This is a genomic window from Ignavibacteria bacterium (genome assembly GCA_013177855.1).
GTDB lineage: Bacteria > Bacteroidota > Ignavibacteria > Ch128b > Ch128b > Ch128b.
Genome location: JABLYA010000001.1, coordinates 1,675,434 through 1,698,079, shown reverse-complemented (window position 1 = coordinate 1,698,079; position 22,646 = coordinate 1,675,434). Strand labels below are relative to the sequence as shown.

20 protein-coding genes and 1 pseudogene are annotated in these 22,646 nt (G+C 33.1%); 7 read left to right on the top strand and 14 right to left on the bottom strand.

All coding sequences use genetic code 11. The features are described from left to right. The first annotated feature begins 7 nt into the window (after positions 1–7). The 4 genes from HPY57_07110 (at position 8) to HPY57_07095 (ending at position 4,623) form a co-directional block, all read left to right on the top strand. Positions 8–2,005, top strand: a complete 1,998-nt coding sequence (locus HPY57_07110; protein ID NPV11541.1) for a ferrous iron transporter B — start codon at positions 8–10, stop codon at positions 2,003–2,005. A 203-nt stretch (positions 2,006–2,208) separates the two neighbouring features. Next, the gene (apbC, locus tag HPY57_07105; GenBank protein NPV11540.1) at positions 2,209–3,309 is read left to right on the top strand and encodes an iron-sulfur cluster carrier protein ApbC; all 1,101 of its coding nucleotides are present in this window, start codon (positions 2,209–2,211) and stop codon (positions 3,307–3,309) included. A 7-nt stretch (positions 3,310–3,316) separates the two neighbouring features. Further along, on the top strand, positions 3,317–3,553 hold the full coding sequence (locus tag HPY57_07100) for a NifU family protein (GenBank protein ID NPV11539.1): 237 nt from the start codon (positions 3,317–3,319) through the stop codon (positions 3,551–3,553). A gap of 14 nt (positions 3,554–3,567) precedes the next feature. Further along, positions 3,568–4,623: an AI-2E family transporter gene (locus HPY57_07095; protein ID NPV11538.1), complete on the top strand. Its 1,056-nt coding sequence runs from the start codon at positions 3,568–3,570 to the stop codon at positions 4,621–4,623. 16 nt (positions 4,624–4,639) lie between these two features. On the opposite strand, the pseudogene HPY57_07090 reads toward HPY57_07095, so the two are convergent. The 14 genes and pseudogenes from HPY57_07090 to larE all read right to left on the bottom strand — a co-directional run bounded on the left by HPY57_07090 (position 4,640) and on the right by larE (position 20,202). Then, positions 4,640–5,821: pseudogene (locus tag HPY57_07090) on the bottom strand (ATP-binding protein). A 286-nt stretch (positions 5,822–6,107) separates the two neighbouring features. After that, positions 6,108–6,242, bottom strand: a complete 135-nt coding sequence (locus tag HPY57_07085) for a 30S ribosomal protein THX (GenBank protein NPV11537.1) — start codon at positions 6,240–6,242, stop codon at positions 6,108–6,110. Between the two features lie 9 nt (positions 6,243–6,251). Continuing rightward, complete coding sequence (locus HPY57_07080; protein NPV11536.1) at positions 6,252–7,235, bottom strand: MoxR family ATPase; 984 nt, start codon at positions 7,233–7,235, stop codon at positions 6,252–6,254. Between the two features lie 7 nt (positions 7,236–7,242). Further along, the gene (locus tag HPY57_07075; protein NPV11535.1) at positions 7,243–8,520 is read right to left on the bottom strand and encodes a parvulin peptidyl-prolyl isomerase; all 1,278 of its coding nucleotides are present in this window, start codon (positions 8,518–8,520) and stop codon (positions 7,243–7,245) included. Next, positions 8,517–9,308, bottom strand: coding sequence for a peptidyl-prolyl cis-trans isomerase (locus HPY57_07070; GenBank protein ID NPV11534.1), 792 nt, complete (start codon positions 9,306–9,308; stop codon positions 8,517–8,519). Before HPY57_07070 ends, HPY57_07075 begins: the two co-directional genes overlap by 4 nt. Before the next feature lie 76 nt (positions 9,309–9,384). Further along, positions 9,385–11,367, bottom strand: a complete 1,983-nt coding sequence (locus HPY57_07065) for a hypothetical protein (GenBank protein ID NPV11533.1) — start codon at positions 11,365–11,367, stop codon at positions 9,385–9,387. A gap of 20 nt (positions 11,368–11,387) precedes the next feature. Continuing rightward, positions 11,388–13,448, bottom strand: coding sequence for a methionine--tRNA ligase (gene metG / locus HPY57_07060; GenBank protein ID NPV11532.1), 2,061 nt, complete (start codon positions 13,446–13,448; stop codon positions 11,388–11,390). Between the two features lie 225 nt (positions 13,449–13,673). Then, positions 13,674–13,835 carry a hypothetical protein gene (locus tag HPY57_07055; protein ID NPV11531.1) on the bottom strand — a complete coding sequence of 54 codons (162 nt, stop codon included), beginning with the start codon at positions 13,833–13,835 and terminating at the stop codon, positions 13,674–13,676. Positions 13,836–14,298: 463 nt separating this feature from the next. Further along, positions 14,299–15,372, bottom strand: coding sequence for a phosphonate ABC transporter, permease protein PhnE (phnE, locus tag HPY57_07050; GenBank protein NPV11530.1), 1,074 nt, complete (start codon positions 15,370–15,372; stop codon positions 14,299–14,301). After that, positions 15,372–16,148: a phosphonate ABC transporter ATP-binding protein gene (gene phnC / locus HPY57_07045; GenBank protein ID NPV11529.1), complete on the bottom strand. Its 777-nt coding sequence runs from the start codon at positions 16,146–16,148 to the stop codon at positions 15,372–15,374. Before phnC ends, phnE begins: the two co-directional genes overlap by 1 nt. After that, positions 16,145–17,071, bottom strand: a complete 927-nt coding sequence (locus HPY57_07040) for a phosphate/phosphite/phosphonate ABC transporter substrate-binding protein (protein ID NPV11528.1) — start codon at positions 17,069–17,071, stop codon at positions 16,145–16,147. The genes phnC and HPY57_07040 overlap by 4 nt, the downstream gene beginning before the upstream one ends. Before the next feature lie 72 nt (positions 17,072–17,143). Next, positions 17,144–18,613, bottom strand: a complete 1,470-nt coding sequence (gene glgA / locus HPY57_07035; GenBank protein NPV11527.1) for a glycogen synthase GlgA — start codon at positions 18,611–18,613, stop codon at positions 17,144–17,146. Between the two features lie 12 nt (positions 18,614–18,625). Then, positions 18,626–19,387, bottom strand: coding sequence for a nickel pincer cofactor biosynthesis protein LarB (gene larB / locus HPY57_07030; GenBank protein ID NPV11526.1), 762 nt, complete (start codon positions 19,385–19,387; stop codon positions 18,626–18,628). Next, positions 19,384–20,202, bottom strand: coding sequence for an ATP-dependent sacrificial sulfur transferase LarE (gene larE / locus HPY57_07025; protein ID NPV11525.1), 819 nt, complete (start codon positions 20,200–20,202; stop codon positions 19,384–19,386). The genes larB and larE overlap by 4 nt, the downstream gene beginning before the upstream one ends. 145 nt (positions 20,203–20,347) lie before the next feature. On the opposite strand from larE, the gene HPY57_07020 reads away from it, so the two are divergent. The 3 genes from HPY57_07020 to HPY57_07010 are packed head-to-tail and all read left to right on the top strand — an operon-like array spanning position 20,348 to position 22,637. After that, a complete protein-coding gene (locus tag HPY57_07020; protein NPV11524.1) occupies positions 20,348–21,172 on the top strand; it encodes an MgtC/SapB family protein in 825 nt (274 codons plus the stop codon). A 9-nt stretch (positions 21,173–21,181) separates the two neighbouring features. After that, positions 21,182–22,114 carry a hypothetical protein gene (locus HPY57_07015; GenBank protein ID NPV11523.1) on the top strand — a complete coding sequence of 311 codons (933 nt, stop codon included), beginning with the start codon at positions 21,182–21,184 and terminating at the stop codon, positions 22,112–22,114. Then, on the top strand, positions 22,104–22,637 hold the full coding sequence (locus tag HPY57_07010) for a lamin tail domain-containing protein (GenBank protein ID NPV11522.1): 534 nt from the start codon (positions 22,104–22,106) through the stop codon (positions 22,635–22,637). The genes HPY57_07015 and HPY57_07010 overlap by 11 nt, the downstream gene beginning before the upstream one ends. Positions 22,638–22,646: the final 9 nt, after the last annotated feature.

The following is a 22,646-nucleotide window of genomic DNA, read 5'->3' as shown; positions in this document are numbered from 1 at the left end:
ACTCTTTATGCATACATCTTCTCAACCTATAAATTCTAAAATTGATTTTAAGAAAGTTGTTCTTGCTGGAAATCCGAATGTGGGCAAATCTCTAATTTTCAATCACCTCAGCGGAATGTATGTGGAGGTTTCAAATTTTCCAGGAACAACAGTTTCAATAACATCTGCCTGGTATAAGAATTACAACATATTCGATACACCCGGAATTTACGGCGTTTCATCTTTTAATGATGAAGAAAGGGTTGCTAAAGAGATTATCCTTGATAGTGATATTGTTTTAAGCGTTGTCAATGCTTTAAATCTTGAGAGAGATTTGTTCCTAACACTGCAACTAATTGATATGGGCAAAAGGGTTTCCGTCATTTTGAATATGATGGATGAAGTTAGAAAACATAAACTTATTATTAACTCGAAGAGGCTTTCAGAATTACTGGGCGTAGAAGTTTACGAAACATCAGCATTAAAAGGCGAGGGTTTAGAAAATCTTGAAGACGCTATTAAAAAAGCTCATCAAGGTAAAGAGGACAAATTCATCAGGGAGAAGTTAAATCTCATCAAAAACGAAATTCCAGATCAAGCTGAAGCTCTTCTTTTCCTCGAAGGTGATCGAGAAATTCAGAAGAAATATCCTAACATCAAAATTCCAGTCGAAGACATCCGTGAAGAAATTTATATCCACAGAAGAAACAGAGTCAAAGAAATAGTGGATCAAGTTGAAAGCCTCGATACACCTGGTGGACTTTTCTTTTCAAAACTTGGTCGAATGGCTTTAAATCCATGGACTGGTATTCCAATTTTATTATTAATTCTGACACTGGTTTATTTTCTAATTGGCGATCTTGTTGCTCAGAGGTTAGTTGATTTCACAGAAAACACAATTGGCAAAGGTTTAATTGAATACAATATTAAAAAACTTGTTGCGCTTGAGATACCAACTGAAATAGAAGTAAATGTTTTAGACGATGAAGATAATGTAATAGAAAGCAAAAAGTTCATCTTCGAAAAAGGCATCAACAACGAAAAAGCTGAATACCAAGTATTCGAAGATTTCTTAAAAGATAAAAATACTGAGATAAATTTCGTATTTAAAAATCCAATCGTTGAATTCTTTTTTGGTGAGTTTGGTGTAATTACAATGACTATGACTTATCTGTTTTTCCTTCTGCTTCCTCTAGTAACTTCTTTTTATTTTGCTCTCGCTTTACTTGAAGATAGTGGTTACCTGCCAAGACTTGCCGCACTTGCTGACAGGACTTTTACCAAACTTGGATTAAATGGAAAAGCAATAATCCCAATAATTCTCGGTTTCGGCTGTGTAACAATGGCTACTATCACAACGAGAATGCTTGGAACTGAAAGAGAAAAAACTATAGCGACTGCGTTACTTCAATTTGTAATCCCTTGTTCAGCACAACTTGCAGTAATAACTGTTTTACTCAGTGCCGCAGGTCCACAGGCAATAGCAATTTATGTTTTAACTATACTTACAGTTTTAATTTTAACCAGCACTATTTTAGATAAGATTGTTCCTGGACAATCTTCTCCACTTATTCTTGATTTACCTTTAATGAGTCTTCCCGATCTGAAGAATACTATTCGGAAAACTTATTACAGAACACTTGGATTTATGAAAGAAGCAACTCCTCTTTTCTTTTTAGGCACAGCAATAATTGGATTGCTTCACACAACTAACTTGATAAACATCTGGATTAATTTGCTTGAACCATTAACTACAAAAGTTTTGCAGCTTCCGAAAGAATCTGCTGTTGCATTCATTATGGGAATGATTCGAAGAGATTTTGGCGCTGCTGGATTATTTCATATGAGTTTGACAACTTATCAAACAGTAGTTGCGCTTGTCACTATCACGCTTTTTGTTCCATGTATTGCTTCATTCTTAGTAATGATAAAAGAAAGAGGCATTAAACAAGGTTTAGTGATCTGGGCTGGAACCTGGATTTTTGCATTTGTTATTGGGGGAATTTTAAGTCATATTTTAATCTAATAACTCAATATGAAGCCATTAAGATTTCTTTTTCTCTTTAGATTATTAAAAATCTAAACTTAGTTACATCCTGCTCTAAATTTTTGGTAAAATTTTAAACTTACAATCTCGATTAAATCTGAAGTGCAAAATCGGTCACTTTATTTTCTTAACTTTTTTCATAATTTGCATTATAAAATAAAGCAAAAAAATTTAGGTTAAATATGAAAGTCGATAAAGAATTAATTCTGAAAGCATTAAGCAATGTTCAAGATCCTGATTTAAGAAGAGACATAGTCACACTAAATATGGTCAAAGATATCAGGATTGAAGGAAATCAAATTTTTGTTAAAGTAAATTTAACCACCCCCGCCTGTCCATTAAAAGACAACATTAAAAATGATTGTATTAGAGAAATTCAAAAAGTTGTTGGCAACGATTTTTCAATTCAAGTTGAGATGGGTTCTTCAGTAACCACACACATCAACGAAATTAAAGAAAAACTTTTGCCTGGCGTAAAAAACACAATAGCAGTAGCAAGTGGAAAAGGCGGAGTTGGAAAATCAACAGTCGCTGTAAATTTAGCTGTAGCTCTTGCTAAAGACGGTGCAAATGTTGGTTTAATTGATGCTGATATTTATGGTCCAAGTATTCCTTTGATGCTTGGTGTAAAAGAACAGCCTAAGATGATTGGAGATGATCCTAATAATGTAAAGCTTCTTCCACTTGAAAGATACGGCGTGAAATTAATGTCGATTGGTTTTTTAATTGATGATAATACACCCGTTATCTGGCGTGGACCAATGGCAAGCGGTGCAATCAAACAATTTATGAGCGATGTAATGTGGGATGAATTGGATTATTTAATTTTTGATTTGCCTCCCGGAACGGGAGACATTCAATTGACTTTAGTGCAAACAATTCCTTTAACGGGTGCAGTTGTTGTAACTACTCCTCAAGATGTCGCTTTAATTGATGCAAGAAAAGCAATAACAATGTTTGAAAGGGTTAATGTGACTATATTAGGTCTGGTCGAAAATATGAGTTACTTTATTGCGCCAGATACTGGAAAGCGTTATGATATTTTTGGCAACGGCGGAGGCAGAAAAGCAGCAGAAGAAATGGGAATTCCATTCCTAGGCGAAATACCAATTAATCCATTAATTCGAGAAGGCGGTGATACCGGCAAACCAATAGTGATTGCCGATCCAGATTGTGAAGAGACTCGAAAGATTATGGAAATTGCTAGAAATATGGCTGCTCAGATCAGCATTAGAAACATTAACGCTCCTATAATTCCCAAAATTGAAATTTTAAATTCATAGGTGAAAGATGGAAGATCTCCAAACACGAGTTCAAAATGCATTACAATCTATTCGACCATATTTGCAAGCTGATGGCGGTGATGTTGAACTTGTTCAGGTTACAAAAGATGGAATTGTGGAAGTCCGTTTGACTGGAGCTTGCGGCAATTGTCCAATGTCTCAAATGACTTTAAGAGCCGGCATTGAAAGAGCATTAATTAGAAATATCCCTGAAATTAGACGAGTTGAAGCAGTATTTGATTAACCACCGAGTTAAAAGTGTTTAGAGAAGGAATTACAAAAAAAATTCTCCTTTATGCTCTTCCATTTTTAACATTTGGGCTTCTTATATATTTTGTTCTTGAATTAATCAATATCATTATTCTTTTAGCAATTTCCATTCTTTTGGCTTTTATCTTAAAACCTCTTGTTGGCTATCTTGAATTTCTAAAAATTCCAAGAGTCTATGCTGCATTATTATCAGTAATTTTCGCAGTTGGATTTATTGGATTTTTAATTTATTATTTCGTTCCAATTATTTCTGCACAATTTGATAATCTTTTAATTTTATTCAGAGATTTAAGAATTCAAGATTTAATTACTCAAATAGAGAAAAAAATTTCAAATACATTTCCATTTATCCGCAGAGGAGAAATTACAAAACACTTTACAAGAATTGTTCAAACTGGAGTTGAAAATCTTGTCACTGATATTTCTAACTTCATTCCCAAAATTTTCACTATTGCAGCTTTTATTTTAATAGTTCCATTTATTACTTTTTTCATCTTAAAAGATTCAAGAAATCTTAAAATAGGCATTATAAATCTTCTGCCGAACAGATATTTTGAGATGGCTTACGAAGTTTTTCAAAAAGTTTCTGATGAGCTCGGTAAATTCGTTCGTGGTTGGATCTTTGATGCGATGTTTGTTGGCTTATGTGTAATGATAGGTCTCTACATTATTGGACTAAACAATTTTGTAATGCTTGGTTTGCTTGCAGGAGTTGGTCACTTAATTCCTTATCTCGGTCCGATAATTGGGATTGTACCTGCTATTCTTGTTTCATATTATCAAGTAGGAAACTTTTCACTTGGATTACCCATTTTGATATTATTTGCAATAGTTTATACAATTGATAATGGTTTCGTTCAACCAATGATTTATTCTAAATCCTTAAGAATTCATCCTGTTGTAATAATTCTTTTAATTCTGATTGGAAGTGAGTTATTTGGTTTGCTTGGACTTTTACTTGCAGTTCCGGTTGCAAATATTTTAAGAGTTTTAGCCACAGAAATTTACCAGGGCTATAAATCCTACAAAATTGTTAAGTTATAATTACCTCAAATTTTTTTCAGAATAGTTCGTTCAAGTTCATTTTTAAAAAGTCTTTCCAATCCAATGTTTCGTCCGAAATTAAAATTTTTTTTCACTTTAAACTGTTCAGCAAATCGACGCAAACCCCGATGAAATTTTACTTTCCCAATTTTAACCTCAATTGGAATTACAGTCTTACCTTTTTGAATTACATAATCAACCTCATCATTTGCATCGCGCCAATAATAAATATTAAAGTTATGGACACGCGCCGAGTTTAGTAAATACGCTCCAATTGATTGTTCAACTCGACGACCGAACTCAACAGGATTTGACTTAAGCGAGGAAAAATTAAAATCATCATAAACAGATATAAGTGTGCCGTGTTATATGTTAACCACTTGGGAGTCGAAGAGCGAATTTTAATCTTTAAGCCAGAATATTTTTGTATTCCACACAATAACCAGATTTCATTTAATAAATTTTGGTAATGAGCTAAAGTAGTTGTATTTCAAGCATCTACTAAATGACCTAACATTTTTGTATATGATAATATCTGCCAGAATAAATACATCCTAACTCGAAAAAATTTTTCAACAGTACTGGTTTTTGAATATTGGTAAGTTGTAAGATATCTTTTGAAATCGTGGTTTCTATAATAGAGTTTCTGATATAATCTTTTCATCTTGATTCATCATTATTAAAATCAACCGAAACTGGATATCCACCAAAGTATACATATTCTTCGGGTTTTAGTCCGAACGCTTCTTCCATTTCTAAAAAAGACCAGTGTGGCAGTTTAATCAATTCAAATCTACCGACAAGTGACTCACTTAAATCTTTATTTATTAAGAGAGTTGAGAAACCAAGTAAAATTACTCTTATATTAATTTTTTGCCTTCTATCGTAATCCCATTCTTTCTTAACTAATTCACTCCAATTTAAATTTTCTGTATTTCATCAATTAACAATAAAAACTCATTTCTTCCTGATTGATTATATTGAATTCTTGCAAAATCCCACTGTTGTTTAATCCTCATCATATTCGATGAAGGAACTGCATCAGCCGATACAAAATGATATGGTATTTTTATTTTATTAGTTAATTGTGTTGCAAGTGTAGTTTTACCGGATTGCCTTAGTCCAGTAATCACCTGAGTCAAATTTTTTTGTACGAAATTTTTTCAAGCAAAAGTTTTAATTGTTTTCTTTCATACATCTCAAAACCCAGAAAATTAAATTTATAGATATTGAGTAAAATTACTCAATGCATTGAGTAAATTTACTCAATCTTTTGAGTATAAATACTCAAATCAAACGATAAATATCAAACACATCTAACCTTTCATTCAACTAAATCCAAAAACATCATTTCTAGATTGTTGTTATTAAATTCCTATACCGTAAATCCCATAAAAAAACAAAAAACTCCCGCAAATCATATTCGCTATCTGCGGGAGTTGATCAACAAAATTTTGTTTAAGAAATAAACAAAAAAAGAAGAACTATTCTTTAGTCTCAGTTTGTTCGGGCTTAGCTTCTTGAGTTAATTTGTTTTTTTTCTTTTTTCGTGGTCTCCATTTACCAAAAGTTCCACGAAAGATTTTTCCTCTTTTTGTTCGTCTATCACCTTTGCCCATATGATCTCCTTAATTTATTTGTTCTAGTAATGTTTTCACTATATCGGCTGAAGTAATACCATCTGCTTCAGCACTAAATGTTGGAATTATTCTATGTCTGAGAATTGGAAGAGCAACACTTTTAACATCATCAATTGTAGGAGTAAAAGATCCGTTCATTACCGACCGGGCTTTTGCAGCAATTATCATAAATTGTGATGCTCGAGGTCCAGCTCCCCAGCTTACATTGTCTTTAACAAACTTAATTGCACCATCGACAGGTCGTGACATATTAGTTAATCGAACAGCAAATTCAATTACATTGTCTGCAACAGGAACTCTTCTGACAAGTTCTTGAAAATATTTTATTTCATCCTTATTCATTACTTTGGATACTTCAGGGCTATATTGAGCTGTTGTAGTTTTTACAATTTGAATTTCTTCATCCTTTGAAGGATAATCAAGCCAGAGGTTGAACATAAATCGATCGAGTTGAGCTTCTGGCAAAGGATAAGTTCCTTCCTGTTCAATTGGATTTTGAGTTGCAAGAACAAAGAAAGGCTCATCGAGTTGGTATTTATTACCTGCTGCTGTTACTTGAAGTTCTTGCATTGCTTCAAGCAAGGCTGATTGAGTTTTTGGCGGCGTTCTATTTATTTCATCAGCAAGCAAAATGTTTGTAAAAATAGGTCCTTTGATAAATTTGAATACTCTTTGATTAGTCGCTGGATCAATTTCAAGAATTTCTGTTCCAGTAATATCACTGGGCATCAGGTCAGGTGTAAATTGAATTCGACTGAATTTTAAATCAAGTGCCTGAGCTAATGTTTTAATCAATAAAGTTTTAGCAAGTCCAGGAACTCCAATTAAAAGACAATGTCCTTTTGAAAGTAATGCGATTAAAAGATTTTCAATTATTTCATCCTGACCAACAATTACTTTTTTAATTTCCTGTTTTAATTTTTTAATGCTTGAACTTAAAGCCTCAACTGCTTCGATATCGCTTTTAAACATTTACGACCTATAATCTTATTTCCCAATAAACTTGTTTTTTAAGTTGTTCAATTAAGTCTCGATACACCTTTTGTTTCTTTTGTAAAAGAGCAAGCTGAGCAATTTTATCATAATCTAAATTAATGTCTGGATAATGTTCAGGAATTCTCTTTTCGAGCAAAATCAATTGATAACCATACATATCTTTAGAAACAGTTAGTTTTCTTGGTTGCGATACATCACCATCTTTCATTTTTGAAATTAAATTTCTTAAATCAGGATCAAGTTCGGCAACGGGCACTTTGCCCATTTCACCTCCAAATTGAGCAGTAGCTTTATCTTCAGAATAAAGACGTGCGTAATATGCAAATGAATTTTTTCCGCTGAGAATACTATCCCTAATTGCTGAAAGAAATTCAATAATTTTCTGTTCACTTTCGGCACTGGGTTGAAGTTTCAAAAGTATGTGTCTTACTCTAACTGTTTCACCTCTTCTTTCAACGAGTTGAGCAATGTGAAATCCAACTGGAGTTTCAATGATATCTGAGAATTCCCCTTCTTTCAAAGTGAATACGACTTCTTCAAATTCTCTGAAGAATAAACCACGACGAACAAAACCTAAATCGCCTCCCTGTTTTGCGGTCGCTTGATCTTCACTGTACCTTTTTGCAAACTCAGCAAAATCGCCGCCATTTTTAATTGAGTCTAAAATGGTTTGAAGTTTTTTCCTCAAAATTCCTTTATCATAATCAGAAAGTTTGGCTTGAATAAATATTTGAGAGAGTTGAACCTCTTCAGGCACAAGACCAATACTGTCTTTATATTGTTCAAAAAACTTTTCAACTTCAAAGCGGCTAACTTCTAACCGAGCAAATTTTTGATCCTGAACTTTTTGAATTAAGATGTTATTTCTTATTTCATCTCTTAATTCTCTTTTTACTTTCTCTAATGGCCGATTATATGCCTGCTCCAATTTTTCTTTTGAACCAAATTGTTGAATAAAATTTTCAATTTGAAAATCGAGCTGACGATTAACTTCGTCTTCAGTCACGCGAATTGAATCAAGTTCAGCCTGAACAAGCATTAATTTTTCTTCAATCAATGAATTTAAAACTGCTTTTTTCAAATTTGGATCGTTGGGATTTAACTTCCTTTGATAAGCAATAATTTGAGTTTGAAAATCAAGCTCGCTTAACAGAATGTATTGATTATCAACTACAGCAACGACTTTGTCCAGAACTTCCTGAGCAAAACCATTTATTGAAATAATTAAAAACACAAAAAATATTTTTCTAATTTGATTCATTTTAATTCTCTTACCTTTATATCAGCTTCCTGTGCTAGTTTATTGATTAGCTCTTGATAATACTTTTTTTGTCTTTCAAAGATAATTCTTTCTTCAATTAATTCTTTTACAAATTCAATGGAAGGCTCATCGCCTTTTTTATAGCTTGAAATTAGTTGAGTAACTAAATATTCACCATTACCTATATCAATAGGATAAGTAATTTCTCCCGGAGTAAGTGTTTGAATTACATTTGCAAGTTCGTATGGCATATCGTCAAACTCTCTGAGATAAACAGCGTACCGTTCATCAATAATTTCTTCTGGTCTGAAGGTAACTTGAATTGATTTGGAAAAATCGAGTTGCGATAGAGTTGTGTTTCTCAAATCAATTGCCTTCGAAAGATTTGTAGTTATAATTTGATTTACTTTGTAGATATCGTAATTAAGAATAAACTCGCCCTTATGTTTTTGATAATAATCTTCAAGTTCTTCTTTTGATACAACTGTATTTACTTCTTTAAGTTTTTCTTTCAAATATTCTGCAGCGAGTAGTCTTCTTGTATTGATATCATTTCTTACAGCAAATTCATTTTTGGCTTCGAGACCTTCGTCTAAAGCTGCCTGCGTTAATAATTCCATCTCAATCCAATTTTGAACTAACTGTTCAAGATTTTCTTCACTAAAATAAAGTGAATCGATAAGATAACTTACTGTCTTTTTAGTAAGCATTCTATCATTGACGACAGCAAGATAATCTTCAGGTAATTTTTCTTCAGAACAACCCGATTGCAGAATAAGATAAATCATTAACAAGGTTTCCCAGTGGATTCTTCGAAAAATTTTTCTATAGAGAGATCGAAGAATCCACTGAGAATTAATTTGACTAATCAATAAAAGCCTTGCTAAGTTTATCGTAGTAAATGCGAGGTTTGTAATTTGATTTAAGAAATTCGATATAATCATTTTCAAGCCGCTTAGATTCAATTTCTTGAACTGCACCGCTAACCTCTGGCAAAGCCTCCTCAAATGTCTTTAAACCTGCAGGATGTTTTTTGATCAATTTAACTATTGAATAACCGTTTGTGTTTTTAAATGGTTCTGAAAACTCGCCTTCTTTTAATTGATCGGCTTTTTGTGAAAGTGCATTATCAAGAACTGGTTTAATACCATGATACCCATACTTTTCTTTGAAGCCTGGTCTTTCTGTATACTTAGCAGCTAAAGAATCAAAAATTTCTCCAGCCTTCAACATTTTATAAATTTCCTGTGCGAGAGAATCAGATTTTACAAATATCTCAGCATACTCAACTCGATCGGGCCACTGGAATTTTTCTTTATTTGCTTCCCAATAAGTTCTTAATTTATCTTCATCAATCTGAATTTTGTTCCAAACTTCTTCTTCCTGAAGTTTGAAAATTAAGATTCCATTCTTGTACTCTTCCATCAATTCGGCAAATTGTGGATACTTTGCCGGGAGATACTCAACAGCTTCGGCTAACAGCAAATCTTCTGAGATTCTATTAACAATATTATCGAGTGTCGATTTTGTAATTCGTCTGTTTATAAACTCAGCAAGATTTTCAGCTCGAGCCATTAAAGTATCGACTGAAATTTTTTGCTTCGCATAGGTAATGATTATTGAATCACCAAATTCTGTTTTTAAATCGCTGACCCAGTACTGTCCACCAATCTGAATTGTATCGGCCTTAGCAGCGATTTGATCAATTAAATCCGAATTCACTTTATAATTGAATGCTCGTTTAAGCGAATCAAGAAATCTCTGCTTATCATCATTATATTTAATTCGTTGATAGATCGACTTAAGAAAATCTTTTTCTTCTTCAAAAGACTTCAATTGTTTCTTGTCGGTTACTTTTATCAGGTGATAACCGAACTGTGTTTTGACAATATCAGAAACCTGACCAACTTCTAGATTGAACGCAGCTTCGTCAAATGGCTGCACCATCATTCTTCTCGAAAAGAAGCCAAGATCACCACCAAGACTTTTAGTTCCTTCATCTTCAGAAAATTCTTTTGCTAACTCTGAAAAATCTTCACCAAGATTAATTTTCTCTTTTATCTTTTGAATTTTTTCAAGAGCTTTAGCTGAATCTTCAGATGTGAATCCGGGTTTAAGTTCTATTAAAATATGACTTGCTCTTATTTCAGGAATTCTTGGCCTTCTATCAGTAACTTTAATTAAGTGATATCCGAATTGAGTTCTAACTGGTTCGGGATAAACTTCTCCAGCTTTTAATTTATAACAAGCTTGCTCAAATGAAGGGATTATATCTCCAGCTGTTATGTAAAAAATATCTCCACCGTAAGGAGCAGAATAATAATCCTGACTGTATTTTTTTGCCATTTCTTCAAATGAAGCACCATTCTTTATTGAATCAAGAACAGCGAGAGCTCTAAGATAAGCACCTTCAAATCCTGCTGAGTCAGGCCGGAACATTATATGGCTTACTCTTAATTCTTCTTTTCTTTTCTCGTAAAGTTCTTTGATATTTGGTTCAACTAATTCTTTTTCGAGTAAATATGTAACTCCAATTTTTTGTTTGTAATCATTATACTCTGCGACTACATCTGGAAGTTTGTCCAGTTCTCTTCGTTTTGCATCATAAACCTTCATTTTAAAATTAACATAAAGGTCAAGGAAATTTCTTTTTTTCTGAAGTGAGTCTTTCTTTGCTGCTTCATAACCGCCGTTGTTTTTTGCATAAACTTTTTCGAATTCATCAACCGTGATTTTTTGTTTGTCGAATTCAGCTAAAACTATTTCTTTTTTAGATGTCGAACAAGAAACCAATAATATTGATAAGATCAAGATTAACAATACAGAAAATTGCTTCAAAGCTTTCATCATTCCTCCACTTTTTTAAATTATCTTAAAATTGCACCGAGAGGTAAATTATCATCAACAGTTACAAGTTTAAGTTTTTTATTTTCGTCTTCAACTGCGAGTATCATTCCTTGTGAGATTTCATTCATTAATTTTGCTTCTTTAAGATTCGAAACAACTAAAACTTTCTTTCCAATCATTTCTTCAGGTTTATAAAACTCGGCAAGCCCAGCTATAACCTGACGTTTCTCAAAACCAAGATCTATTTTTAGCTTCAAAAGTTTTTTTGATTTAGGAACATTCTCGCATTCAATTACCTTTGCAACTCGAATTTCAATTTTCTTAAAATCATCAATCTCAATTTTATTCTCCCGGTTTTTCAATTCAACCTGTTCCTGTTTCTCCTGACTCTTTAGATAAGGTTCAATTGTTTTATCTTCAATCTTGGTGAAAATAATTTCAGGCTGGTTGATTTTATGCCCCGCTTGAAGTTTTGGTTCCTCACAGCCATCCCATTTTTTTAATTCTTCGCTTTCAATGTTCAATAGTTTAAATATTTTTTCGGATGTAAATGGAATAACTGGTGAAAGCATTACAGCCAGAGTTCTGATCAGTTGCAAAGAAAGATTTATTGTTGTTGCGCAGGCTTCAGGATCTTCTTTGATTGTTTTCCATGGTTGAGAATCGTTAAAATATTTATTTGCAAGTCGAGCGAGATTCATTGTCTCAGTCAAAGCATCTTTGATCCTGATCTTTTCGAAATAATGCTCAACATTTTTTTTGAATTCAGGAATTTGTTTCAGGAGTTCCTCATCAATCGGTCTTAATTTTTTGATTTCAGGAACCTGGAGATTAAAATGTTTAGCTGTAAAAGTTAAAGTTCGATTGACAAAATTTCCAAAAATATCGGCAAGTTCATTATTGTTTTTGGCTTGAAAATCTCGCCAATAAAAATCAGTGTCGCGGTTCTCTGGAAGAATTGAAGCTAAATAATATCTCAATGGGTCTGGTGGAAAATGTTCCAAGAAATCTTTTAAATCAATTCCCCAACCCCGACTTTTTGAAAATTTCAATCCTTCGTAATTCAAAAACTCATTCGCAGGCACATTATCTGGAAGGATGTATTTTTCTTCACTCAAATCATTCCAAGCCATTAACATTGCTGGGAATACGATGCAATGAAAAACTACATTATCCTTACCAATGAAGGCAATATATTTTGTTTCAGGATCCTGCCAGTATTTTTTCCATTCGTCTGGGTTTCCTTTTTTTTCTGCCCATTCTTTTGTCGATGAAATATAACCGAGAACTGCTTCAAACCAGACATAAAGAACTTTATTTTCAAATCCTGCAACTGGTACTTTAACTCCCCAATCGAGATCACGAGTAACTGCTCTATCCTGCAAACCTTCTTGAAACCAGCTTCGACAATAATTTAAAACATTTTCTTTCCATCCTTCCTGAGCATCTTTTTCAGCAATATATTTTTCAAGACGTTCCTGATAAGCTCCGAGAGGGAAATACCAATGGATCGTTTCTTTTAGGACGGGAGTTTCACCTGTTACTTTACTTTTCGGATTAATTAGATCAGTGGGATTAAGATAGCTACCACAATTCTCACATTGATCGCCTCGAGCATCTTCACTCTTACAATGCGGACAGGTGCCCACAAGATATCTATCTGGCAAAAACATCTTAGCTTTTTCATCATAATACTGCATTTCTTTCTTCTGTTTGAGGATTCCATTCTCATAATACTTTAAGAAAAATTCCTGTGCAGTCTTATGATGAAGCGGGAGAGAAGTTCTCGAGTAGTTATCGAAACTCATTCCAAAATCTTCAAATGCCTTGCGGTTCATTTCGTGATAACGATCAATAATAACTTTTGGAGAAACGCCTTCTTTCTCGGCTGTAATAGTTATTGGAACGCCGTGCTCGTCAGAACCGCAGATAAAAATTATATCTTCACCCTTCAATCTTTTGAAACGGACAAAAATATCGGCAGGGAGATAAGCTCCTGCTAAATGTCCAAGATGAATGGGTCCGTTTGCGTAAGGCAATGCGGCTGTAACTAAGGTTCGCTTGAAAGTCTTGTTATCCATCCAAAATTTTTGACAAATTTAAGTTATGAGTGAGAATTTTTAAAACAAGAGAAATTTTAATTAGAAAGGTATTTTTTGATTTTTTTAATGAATGTTTAATTGAAACTTTAATGCCCGAAGAGATTTCTTTAAGTCAAGTGCGATATAATACATAATTGATGAGAACAAATAAAAAGAAAAAGCCACCCCCTAATTTCATAGAGGGTGACTTAAAAATTTTTTTAGTTACGGTTGATGCGCAATCCAAAATCCTCCGATCCCAAAAATTTTTGTATCGCCCCAGGTCGTGATTTTTAATGCAAAACCATCTCTTGAAACTGTTGTTGCTTCAACTTTATAACGAAGGTTTGTCGTCTTATCAGCATCAATTTGATTGACGCCAACCATAACTATTGGTTTTTTCTCAAACGGATTTGGAAAATCAACCGAAATGGTTAAAACTCTTTCCCCATTTCCTTTATCAAGAGTAAATCCTTCCCTTACTCCAGCAAACCAGGTCCCACTTTGGACTGATTACCCAAAAGCAATCGAAGATGTAAAAATGATAGCAAAAGCAGTAAGAATTAATTTTTTCATGTGATGCCTCAGGATTTTGTTTTATTTAATTTTATTTGCTAAAGAAAAAACACTTTGCAACAGTTTAAAACAAATTCTTAAGATTTATGTTAATCATAACCATTGAAAATTTAATTCTAAACCCAATACCCTTTATATGCCAAACTTAGTATAGATCCAAAAAGAAAAGGTTAAGTAACGAGTGACATTATAAGTGAAAGAATAATTGAAAAAATTTTTACTCAATTAGAAATGGTGCAAAAACAGTATAAGTATTCACACTCAGTTCAGTTTATTAATAAATTGCTTCTCTAATCTTTGCACTAATGTAATCCATTATCCATACAACAATTGCAATCATAATAACAATCAAACCAACTTCATGCCATTGAGCAAGTCCCTGATACTGCATAAGCATTGTACCAATTCCACCACCCCCAACCAGACCAATCACAGTCGCCATTCTAACATTTATGTCCCAACGATAAATAGTAAAAGATAAAAACGGCAGAATTATTTGAGGAACCACAGCATACCATATGACTTGAATTTTATTCGCACCTGTTGCTTCAATTGCATCAACTGGCCCTTCTTCAATACTTTCAATTGCTTCAGAATAAAGTTTTGCATTTGCGGCGATTGTATGAACAAGTAACGCGATCATTCCAGCATAAGGTCCAATTCCAACCCACACAGAAAAAATAATTGCCCAAATTAGTGGTTCAATCGAACGGACAAAATTTAAAATTATTCTCAACACATAATAAATAGTCATAGTAAACCAATTATCCTTCATCAGATTACGAGCAGTGAAGAAGCTTATAATTAATGTCGGTGGAATGGATAATAAAGTTGCGACTAATGCAAGATAAATTGTTTCAATTATCGCAAAGAGAGCATCATCAAAAATTCCAAACTCAGGAGTAAATAATGCGTGAAATATTCTATTTGCTCCTTCAATTCCTTCTTTGCTGAATAAATCGATCAGCGAAATTTTGGTAACTAACCAACCCGCAATAAAGGTTAAATTGAATAATGTCCATGCAAAAATCTCAGAAGACCATTTGGCGAATTTGGTATCCTTCGCCAGACCCATAATTTTAGCTCCGAGTGAAGTGCGGCTGTAACCCCAAACAAATCCTACTATTAATGAAAAGATAGCAAAGATGAGAATTTCAGACCACGAAAAAGGTAATTCTCGAAGATCAAGGATTACTTTGTAATAAATAGCTCTTTGACAAACAAGAATTGTGTAAAAAATAAAGAAACTATCTAAAAGGATAGCTTTTACAAGATCAATCTTTTCTTGATTTCTTTTCTTTCTTAAAATTTTTTCCTTAGGATGTAACTCTAATTCTGGTTCTAACATTATCTAATCTCCACTTCTTCTGCTTCTTCTCCGTAAATTTTTTTGAACCACTTTTCATCAATTTCATTCGGATAACCTTCGAAAACAATCTCACCGGCTTTTAGAGCAATCACACGAGTTGCGTATCTTCTAACAAGACTAAGAAAGTGTAAATTACAGACAACAGTCACGCCAAGTTCTTTATTTACTTTTTCGAAATATTGCATTATTGAATTTGAAGTTGCCGGATCAAGACTTGCAACTGGTTCATCTGCAAGTAACAGTTTTGGTGATTGCATTAAACTTCTTGCAATTGCAACTCTCTGCTGCTGACCACCGCTAAGTTTATCAGCTCGTTCGTATGCATATTCTTTTATACCAACTATATCAAGATTCTTTAAAGCTTCTTCAATACATTGCGGCGGGAAGTTGCCAAGTATCGATGGTAATGTTTTCATATATCCTAGTTTTCCAGCAAGTACATTATTAAGTACACTCATTCTTTTGATCAAATTAAACTGCTGGAAAACCATTCCAATGTGTGTTCTAACTTCTCGAAGTTCCTTACCTTTAATATGCGTTATATCTTTACCGAGAAATTTAACTGTACCTGCCGTTGGTTCTTCAAGTCGATTAATGCATTTTAATAAAGTTGTTTTGCCAGAACCGCTTAAACCGATTACAACAAGAAACTCACCTTCATAAACATCAAGCGAAACTCCTTTCAATGCGTGAGTTCCACTTGGATACACTTTGTGTAAGTTGCGTACTTCAACGATTACATTTGAGTTCATTATTTCTTAACCATTTCTTCAAGATTTAATCCAGCTTCTTTGATAAGTTTTCGAAGAAGATCATAATCTGAATCTTGTGTTTCCATTAAACCTTCCATACTATAAATTTCGGGCATAATCTTTTTGCCTTCTTCAGAGTTAGCAAACTTCAGCAAAGCATTTTTAATTCTTTCAACCATCGCACGAGGCATTCCTTTTCTAAAAACCACAGGATCATTTGGCAAAGAATCAGTTAGAGCAAGTATTTTAATTTTTTCAAATACATCTGGATACTGTTTTTTAACTCTTGATCGTGCATCAAGAGGTTCGCCAGTCACTGGATGTGGTGGAGAGTAAAAAGTGGCGCCTGCATCAACTTGCTTCTGGTAAACCATAATCACAACATTGTCATGTTTCATCGCAAAAGTTTCTCTGGAAGGCTTTATTCCTTTCTTTCGAAGGAGTGCACTTGGCAGAATATAACCTGAAGCCGATGATGCATCAACATAAGCAATTGATTTCCCATTTAAGTCTTCAAGTTTTTCAATTCCGGAATCAGTTCTTACTATTATTTGCCCACGATAATATGCTTGATTACCGGTTCTGATTACTCTCAGCACAGCATTTGCGCCGTATTTTTCATGAGCAAGTAAATAACTGAACGAGTTAATTATTGCAATATCTGCCCGGTCTGTTCCAAAAGCTTCAACAACTGCGATGTAAGAAGTTGGAACTGCTGTCTCAAAATAATAGCCAGTTTCTTTTTCAAGAAATTTAATTAACGGTTTGGCGCTGAGAGTAATCTTTTCAGCATCAACTGAGGGTGTAAAATAAAGCTTAACAGGATTTTTTAAAGTTCCAAGTGTTCCTTTTGTCTCCCTAATCGAAATGAAGACAATAAAGATTAATGTGGGAAGAATATAGAAGAAGTATTTTAGAAATCTCAATTCTCTACCATTGGTTTTACAAATATCGAAAAGATAGAGCTTGAATTCAAGGATGGATTTTAATGAGAAAAATTAAATTTTCGAAGCTAATTGATACAATTGCAAATATTTTTTTGCAGACTTATCCCAGGAAAAATCTTCTTTCATTCCATTTAATTGTATCTGCTTCCAAACTTTTTTATCCCTATACTTCGAAAGTGCTCTGTTAATTGCATCAAGCATTGAATCTGCCGTATAATCATTAAATGTAAATCCATTGCCTGAATGTAAATTCAATTCTATGTATAGATCCCAATCACGAATAGTATCTGCAAGCCCGCCGGTTTTTCTAACGATTGGTACAGTCCCATATTTCAAACTATAAATTTGATTAAGTCCACAAGGCTCATATTTTGAAGGCATTAAAAACATATCTGCACCAGCTTCAATCAAATGTGCCAGATGATTATCAAATCCAATTTTCAAACCAAATTTCTCTGGATAAGAATAAGATAAGCTTCTGAAGAAATCTTCATATTTAATTTCACCCGAACCAAGAATTACAAATCGGCAATTCAACTTTAAAATTTCATCAATACCATTAATTATTAAATCAAATCCTTTTTGAGAAACAAGTCTTGAGACAATTCCGATTAACGGTGTTTCTTTATCTTCCGGTAAATGAAAAGTTTTTAGAAGTTCAATTTTATTCCATTTTTTTCGATAAAGAGATTTTTCAGAATATTTGTAAGGAATGAATTGATCCGTTTTTGGATTCCACTCTGAATAATCGACTCCATTTAAGATGCCAAAAAGTTTATCTTTTTTCGTTTGAAGAATATTTTCCATTCCCGCACCAAATTCGGGCATTAAAATTTCATTTGCATAATTTTCACTAACAGTTGTAATGATATCAGAGAATTCAATACCAGCTTTCAAAAAAGATACTTTACCGTGAAATTCAAGAGGACCGCCTAAGTAAAAATATTTCCCATCCAGATGATTATTATAAATAAGTTCAGGCTGAAAATTCCCCTGATACTCGATATTGTGAATTGTAAAAAGAAATCTTGAATGCTTAAATAAAGTATCCCAACTGTAATGTTGATTGAGAATTACGGGCAGTAGACCTGTGGGCCAGTCATTGATATGAAAAACATCGGGAGCCCATTTTAATCTTTGTATGATTTCAATAACAGCTTTAGAAAAAAGCAGGAATCTTTCTCCTTCGTCTATGTCATTAGTGTAAATAGAATCACGCTCAAAATGAAAAGGAGAGTCGACAAAATAAACTTCAACTCTGTATTTCGAATTAAATTCAATTTCTTTTTTAAATGTATGAACCGAAAATTCTTTTTCAGAAATTTTTAATTTTATTTCATTTATATCAAAGCAATAATGGAGCTCGTCACGCCATGGATCGATGGTGGAGTACTTGGGGAGGAAAATTTTAATATCACATCCCAGTTTACTTAAAGCTTTGGTCAAACCCTGAGCAACATCTGCAAGTCCGCCCACTTTCGCAAATGGCGCCAACTCAGAAGTTACAAAGGCAACTTTCATATTTATTAATCTTTATTTAATCTTATTATCGATTAATTTCAATATCTTAACAGCAGCTGAAGCAGCGCCAACTCCATTGTTAATATTTACGACTGTAATTCCCGGTGAACAACTTGTCAACATCGCAAATAGAGCAGTAAAACCGCTCAAGGAAGTTCCATAGCCAATGCTTGTTGGAATTGCAATAATTGGTTGAGAAAACATTCCACCAATAACAGAAGGGAGAGCTCCTTCCATTCCAGCAGCAACAATTAAAACATCACATTTGTTGATTTTTTCCGCTCTAGATAATAATCGGTGAATCCCTGCTACGCCAATATCATAAAATTTTTCGTGTTCAATCCCAAGCGCCTGTAAAACAATACTTGCTTCTTCACAAACTGGAACATCCGTTGTTCCTGCCGAAATTAATGCAACTTTACCAGGAATTTTCTCTTTTACTTTGCCTATAAAAAATGCCTGGCCTTCGAAAGAATAAATTCCCTTTGGATATTTCTTTTTGATCAATTTTAATTTTTCTTCTGAACATCGGCTTCCAATTACTAAATCTTTTTCTTTCAAAATTGTCTTAATAATTTTCAGGATCTTATCTATGGTCTTATTTTCACAGAAAATTATCTCTGGAATGTTTGTTCTATTTTCTCTATGCACATCAAGTGAGGCAAAACCAAGTTCAACCGTTTTTTGGTTTTGTTCAATAAAAGTTAATGCATCTTCAATATCTATTTTTGAGTCTTTCAAATCTTTTAATATTTCTTTTAAATCTTTCTTCATTTCAGTATTTCAATTTTATTAATAATGTTTTGATTTAATTTGCCCGATGCAAAACCTTCGGGATCGATTTCTATTTCTTCATAACCTATCTGATTTAAATATTCTTTAACTCTATCAAAGTTTTGGTACAATATTTCAATCAACTCTTTATCAACTTCTATTTTGGCTTTACTTCCATAATGACGAACACGCACATTTACAAATCCCATCTGTCTCAAAAATCTTTCACCTTTTGCAATCATTTCAAGAGATTTTCTATCAATGGTTGTTCCATAAGGAATTCTGGAAGATAAACAGGGAGCTGCGGGCTTATCATAATTTGGAAGTCCTAATAGAAATGCTGCTTCGCGAACATCTTTTTTTGTAAATCCACACTCAATTAAAGGAGATTTTATTTCTTTCTCTTTGGCTGCTAATCTACCTGGACGGTAATCACCGAGATCATCAAGATTTGCTCCGTCTAAAATGTATTTTACATTTTCATTTTCTGCCAATCGAATTAATCTCGAATAAAGTTCTGACTTACAGAAATAACAGCGATTGATTGGGTTCGATGCATAATTTTCAATTTCAAGTTCGTTGTATTCGATTTCTCTATAATTAAAATTGAACTTTTGAGAAATTTCTCTCGCTAGTTGGATGTCTTCCTCTAAAATTGTTTCAGTTTTTGCAAGAACAATCAAAGCTTTATTGCCAAGAACCTTATTTGCAATAAAAGAAACCAATGTCGAATCAACCCCGGCTGAAAAACCTACTATTACTTTTCCATAAGATCGAATTAGCTTTTCAAGATTTTTAATTTTTTCGTTTATCATTTGTACTCAAGTTAATGATGTTTAGTTATTAATAAATAATTACTGAAAGGAAAAATATAACTTCAAAATAATAAAACCATTTGCAAAAAAATTTCATTTTTACTTCAAACAATAATAAATTTAAGAAAAATTTTTAGTTGAGATTATGAAAAACTCCATACCCAAATTTGCAGGCTTTATATTTTTAATTATCATTTTTCTTACTGTAACCTCTTTTGCTCAAAATGATATATTAAAAATTTTTCAAGATGAACATACTCTGCCAAAAATTGGTGGAAGCCACAGTTTATCATTAACAATCTTTTCATTTCTTCTTGCTGGTCTTTTAGGAGCGGTTGTTTCGTATCGAAAAAAAATTGATGCTTATGGACTTGCCGTTATGGAGGCTCACATCATTTTAGCATTTGCAGCTGCATTGATGATGATGATAATAGGTTCAGAAATTGCACGAGCTTTTGGATTAATGGGGGCAGCGACAATTGTTAGGTATCGTTACAGTCTGAGCAGTCCAAGAGAAGCAAGTTCACTTATTATTTCTCTCGGAATAGGAATGGCTTGCGGAGTTGGTCTTTACACCCTTGCGATTGTTGCAACAATTTTCGTTAGAATTGGATTCAATGTTTTTAATCTTCTTCCAACTTTTTTAATGAATTTGTTTTTCGATATAAAGCACAATTTTAATTTAAAGATTTCCGTTCCAAGCGTTGCCACTCAAGTTTTGATTGAGGATATAGATGAATTGTTGACAAAGGAAAATCTTAATTTCAAATTTGTCTCTGCTAAAGAAAAGAAGTCTGCCCCTGAACAGACTATACTAAGTTATGAAATTGTACTCGATAATCTTGATATGAAAGACACAATTACACAAAAATTACGAGAATTAAAATTCGAAGTTATTGATGTAATGTGGACAGAGAAGAAAGCTGACAAAGTGAGTGATTATTTTTTAGTAAAATCTATTGGTGATTAAATGAGAGTAATGAAGTTCATTTTTTTACTTTTGGTTTTTCTAAATGCATTATTTGCACAAGAAAATTCAAATATTGTTGTTAATGCATTTGGCTTTGTGCAGCCGATCTATGAATGGCAGCCCACAAACGATCAAATTCCTAATAACTCATTTTTAATCAATCGATTTCGAATCGGACTTAACAGCAAATTTTCAAATTGGGTAAAAACAGAAATTGAACTTGATCCTCTTGATAAAAATTTAATTAAAGATGCAAATATCAATTTCGAATTAAACCAATATTTAAGTTTATCTCTTGGAAGGCAGAAGATGCCTTTTTCAAGAGAAAGATTAACTTCGGTGAAGAACATACAATATTTTGAGAGAACAAAGGTAGTGAAAGAATTTGACGATTTAGCTTATGCTGGAAGGGATATTGGTTTGATTGCCTCATTAAATACTAAAGTCAAAACGATAAGAATCAGTTTTTCGGCAGGTATTTTTAACGGTAATAAAGGCGATCTAAATGGTGATTATAATAATTCAAAAACTTATGTACAGAGATTGGAATTAAATCATAAAGATTTCTCAATAGGAATTAACTCAGCACAAAAATTCGATTCCCTTACATCAAAATATTTTGTCGCAAATGGTTTCGATTTTGAAGTCGAACTAATTAATAATCTCAAATTCTCATCGGAATTTCTTATTGGCAGGAAAAACGCAAATTCTCTTCTCGGCGGCGAATATATCGCACTTGAATATACTCTGGATAAATTTATATTTGGGGTAAGGTTCAGCCAATTCTATAGTAACATTAAAAAGAAAAGCACAAACTACTTTGAAGCAAAAACTGATTATAAACCAGCTAAGACAATTAAAATCTCCCTTAATTGGTTAGGTGAAAATAAATCATCAAAATTTAATAATAAGTTTGTCATAGGAGTTTCATATGTCCTTTAATTTTTATAGATGGTTTAAACTAATCGTTGCAATAATTTTACTTTTACTTATTCAGGCTTGCGACAAATCGACTGAACCTGAGCAAAAAGATCAACCCAAAAGACTAAAACTTTACATTAATGAATTTATGGCTTCAAATAAATCCACAATTGCAGATGAAAAAAATCAATACGATGACTGGGTTGAACTCTACAATGGAGAAGACACAACGATTAACCTAAATCAATTCTATCTCACCGATGATTTTAACAGAAAAAATAAATGGCTAATGCCAAATGTATCTATTCAACCTAAAAAGTGGATTCTAATCTGGTGTGACGAGGACTCAGCTCAGGGAATTTTACATTCTAATTTTAAACTTTCTGCTGCAGGTGAACAACTTGGAATCTTTTCTCTTTCATTGGAAGCTATTGATACAATAACTTATGGTCCTCAAAAAACTGATACATCTTTCGGAAGATTTCCTGATGGATCAAATTTCTGGAAATTTATGAATCCAACACCAAATAATTTCAACCAATAAGATTGGAAT

Bases quoted from the DNA above. Each gene is read 5' to 3' on its own strand.
- HPY57_07110 (NPV11541.1), top strand. From the start codon at position 8: ATGCATACATCTTCTCAACCTATAAATTCTAAAATTGATTTTAAGAAA.
- apbC (NPV11540.1), top strand. From the start codon at position 2,209: ATGAAAGTCGATAAAGAATTAATTCTGAAAGCATTAAGCAATGTTCAA.
- HPY57_07100 (NPV11539.1), top strand. From the start codon at position 3,317: ATGGAAGATCTCCAAACACGAGTTCAAAATGCATTACAATCTATTCGA.
- HPY57_07085 (NPV11537.1), bottom strand. From the start codon at position 6,242: ATGGGCAAAGGTGATAGACGAACAAAAAGAGGAAAAATCTTTCGTGGA.
- HPY57_07080 (NPV11536.1), bottom strand. From the start codon at position 7,235: ATGTTTAAAAGCGATATCGAAGCAGTTGAGGCTTTAAGTTCAAGCATT.
- HPY57_07075 (NPV11535.1), bottom strand. From the start codon at position 8,520: ATGAATCAAATTAGAAAAATATTTTTTGTGTTTTTAATTATTTCAATA.
- HPY57_07070 (NPV11534.1), bottom strand. From the start codon at position 9,308: ATGATTTATCTTATTCTGCAATCGGGTTGTTCTGAAGAAAAATTACCT.
- HPY57_07065 (NPV11533.1), bottom strand. From the start codon at position 11,367: ATGAAAGCTTTGAAGCAATTTTCTGTATTGTTAATCTTGATCTTATCA.
- metG (NPV11532.1), bottom strand. From the start codon at position 13,448: ATGGATAACAAGACTTTCAAGCGAACCTTAGTTACAGCCGCATTGCCT.
- HPY57_07055 (NPV11531.1), bottom strand. From the start codon at position 13,835: ATGGTTGGCGTCAATCAAATTGATGCTGATAAGACGACAAACCTTCGT.
- phnE (NPV11530.1), bottom strand. From the start codon at position 15,372: ATGTTAGAACCAGAATTAGAGTTACATCCTAAGGAAAAAATTTTAAGA.
- glgA (NPV11527.1), bottom strand. From the start codon at position 18,613: ATGAAAGTTGCCTTTGTAACTTCTGAGTTGGCGCCATTTGCGAAAGTG.
- larB (NPV11526.1), bottom strand. From the start codon at position 19,387: ATGAAGAAAGATTTAAAAGAAATATTAAAAGATTTGAAAGACTCAAAA.
- larE (NPV11525.1), bottom strand. From the start codon at position 20,202: ATGATAAACGAAAAAATTAAAAATCTTGAAAAGCTAATTCGATCTTAT.
- HPY57_07020 (NPV11524.1), top strand. From the start codon at position 20,348: ATGAAAAACTCCATACCCAAATTTGCAGGCTTTATATTTTTAATTATC.
- HPY57_07015 (NPV11523.1), top strand. From the start codon at position 21,182: ATGAAGTTCATTTTTTTACTTTTGGTTTTTCTAAATGCATTATTTGCA.
- HPY57_07010 (NPV11522.1), top strand. From the start codon at position 22,104: ATGTCCTTTAATTTTTATAGATGGTTTAAACTAATCGTTGCAATAATT.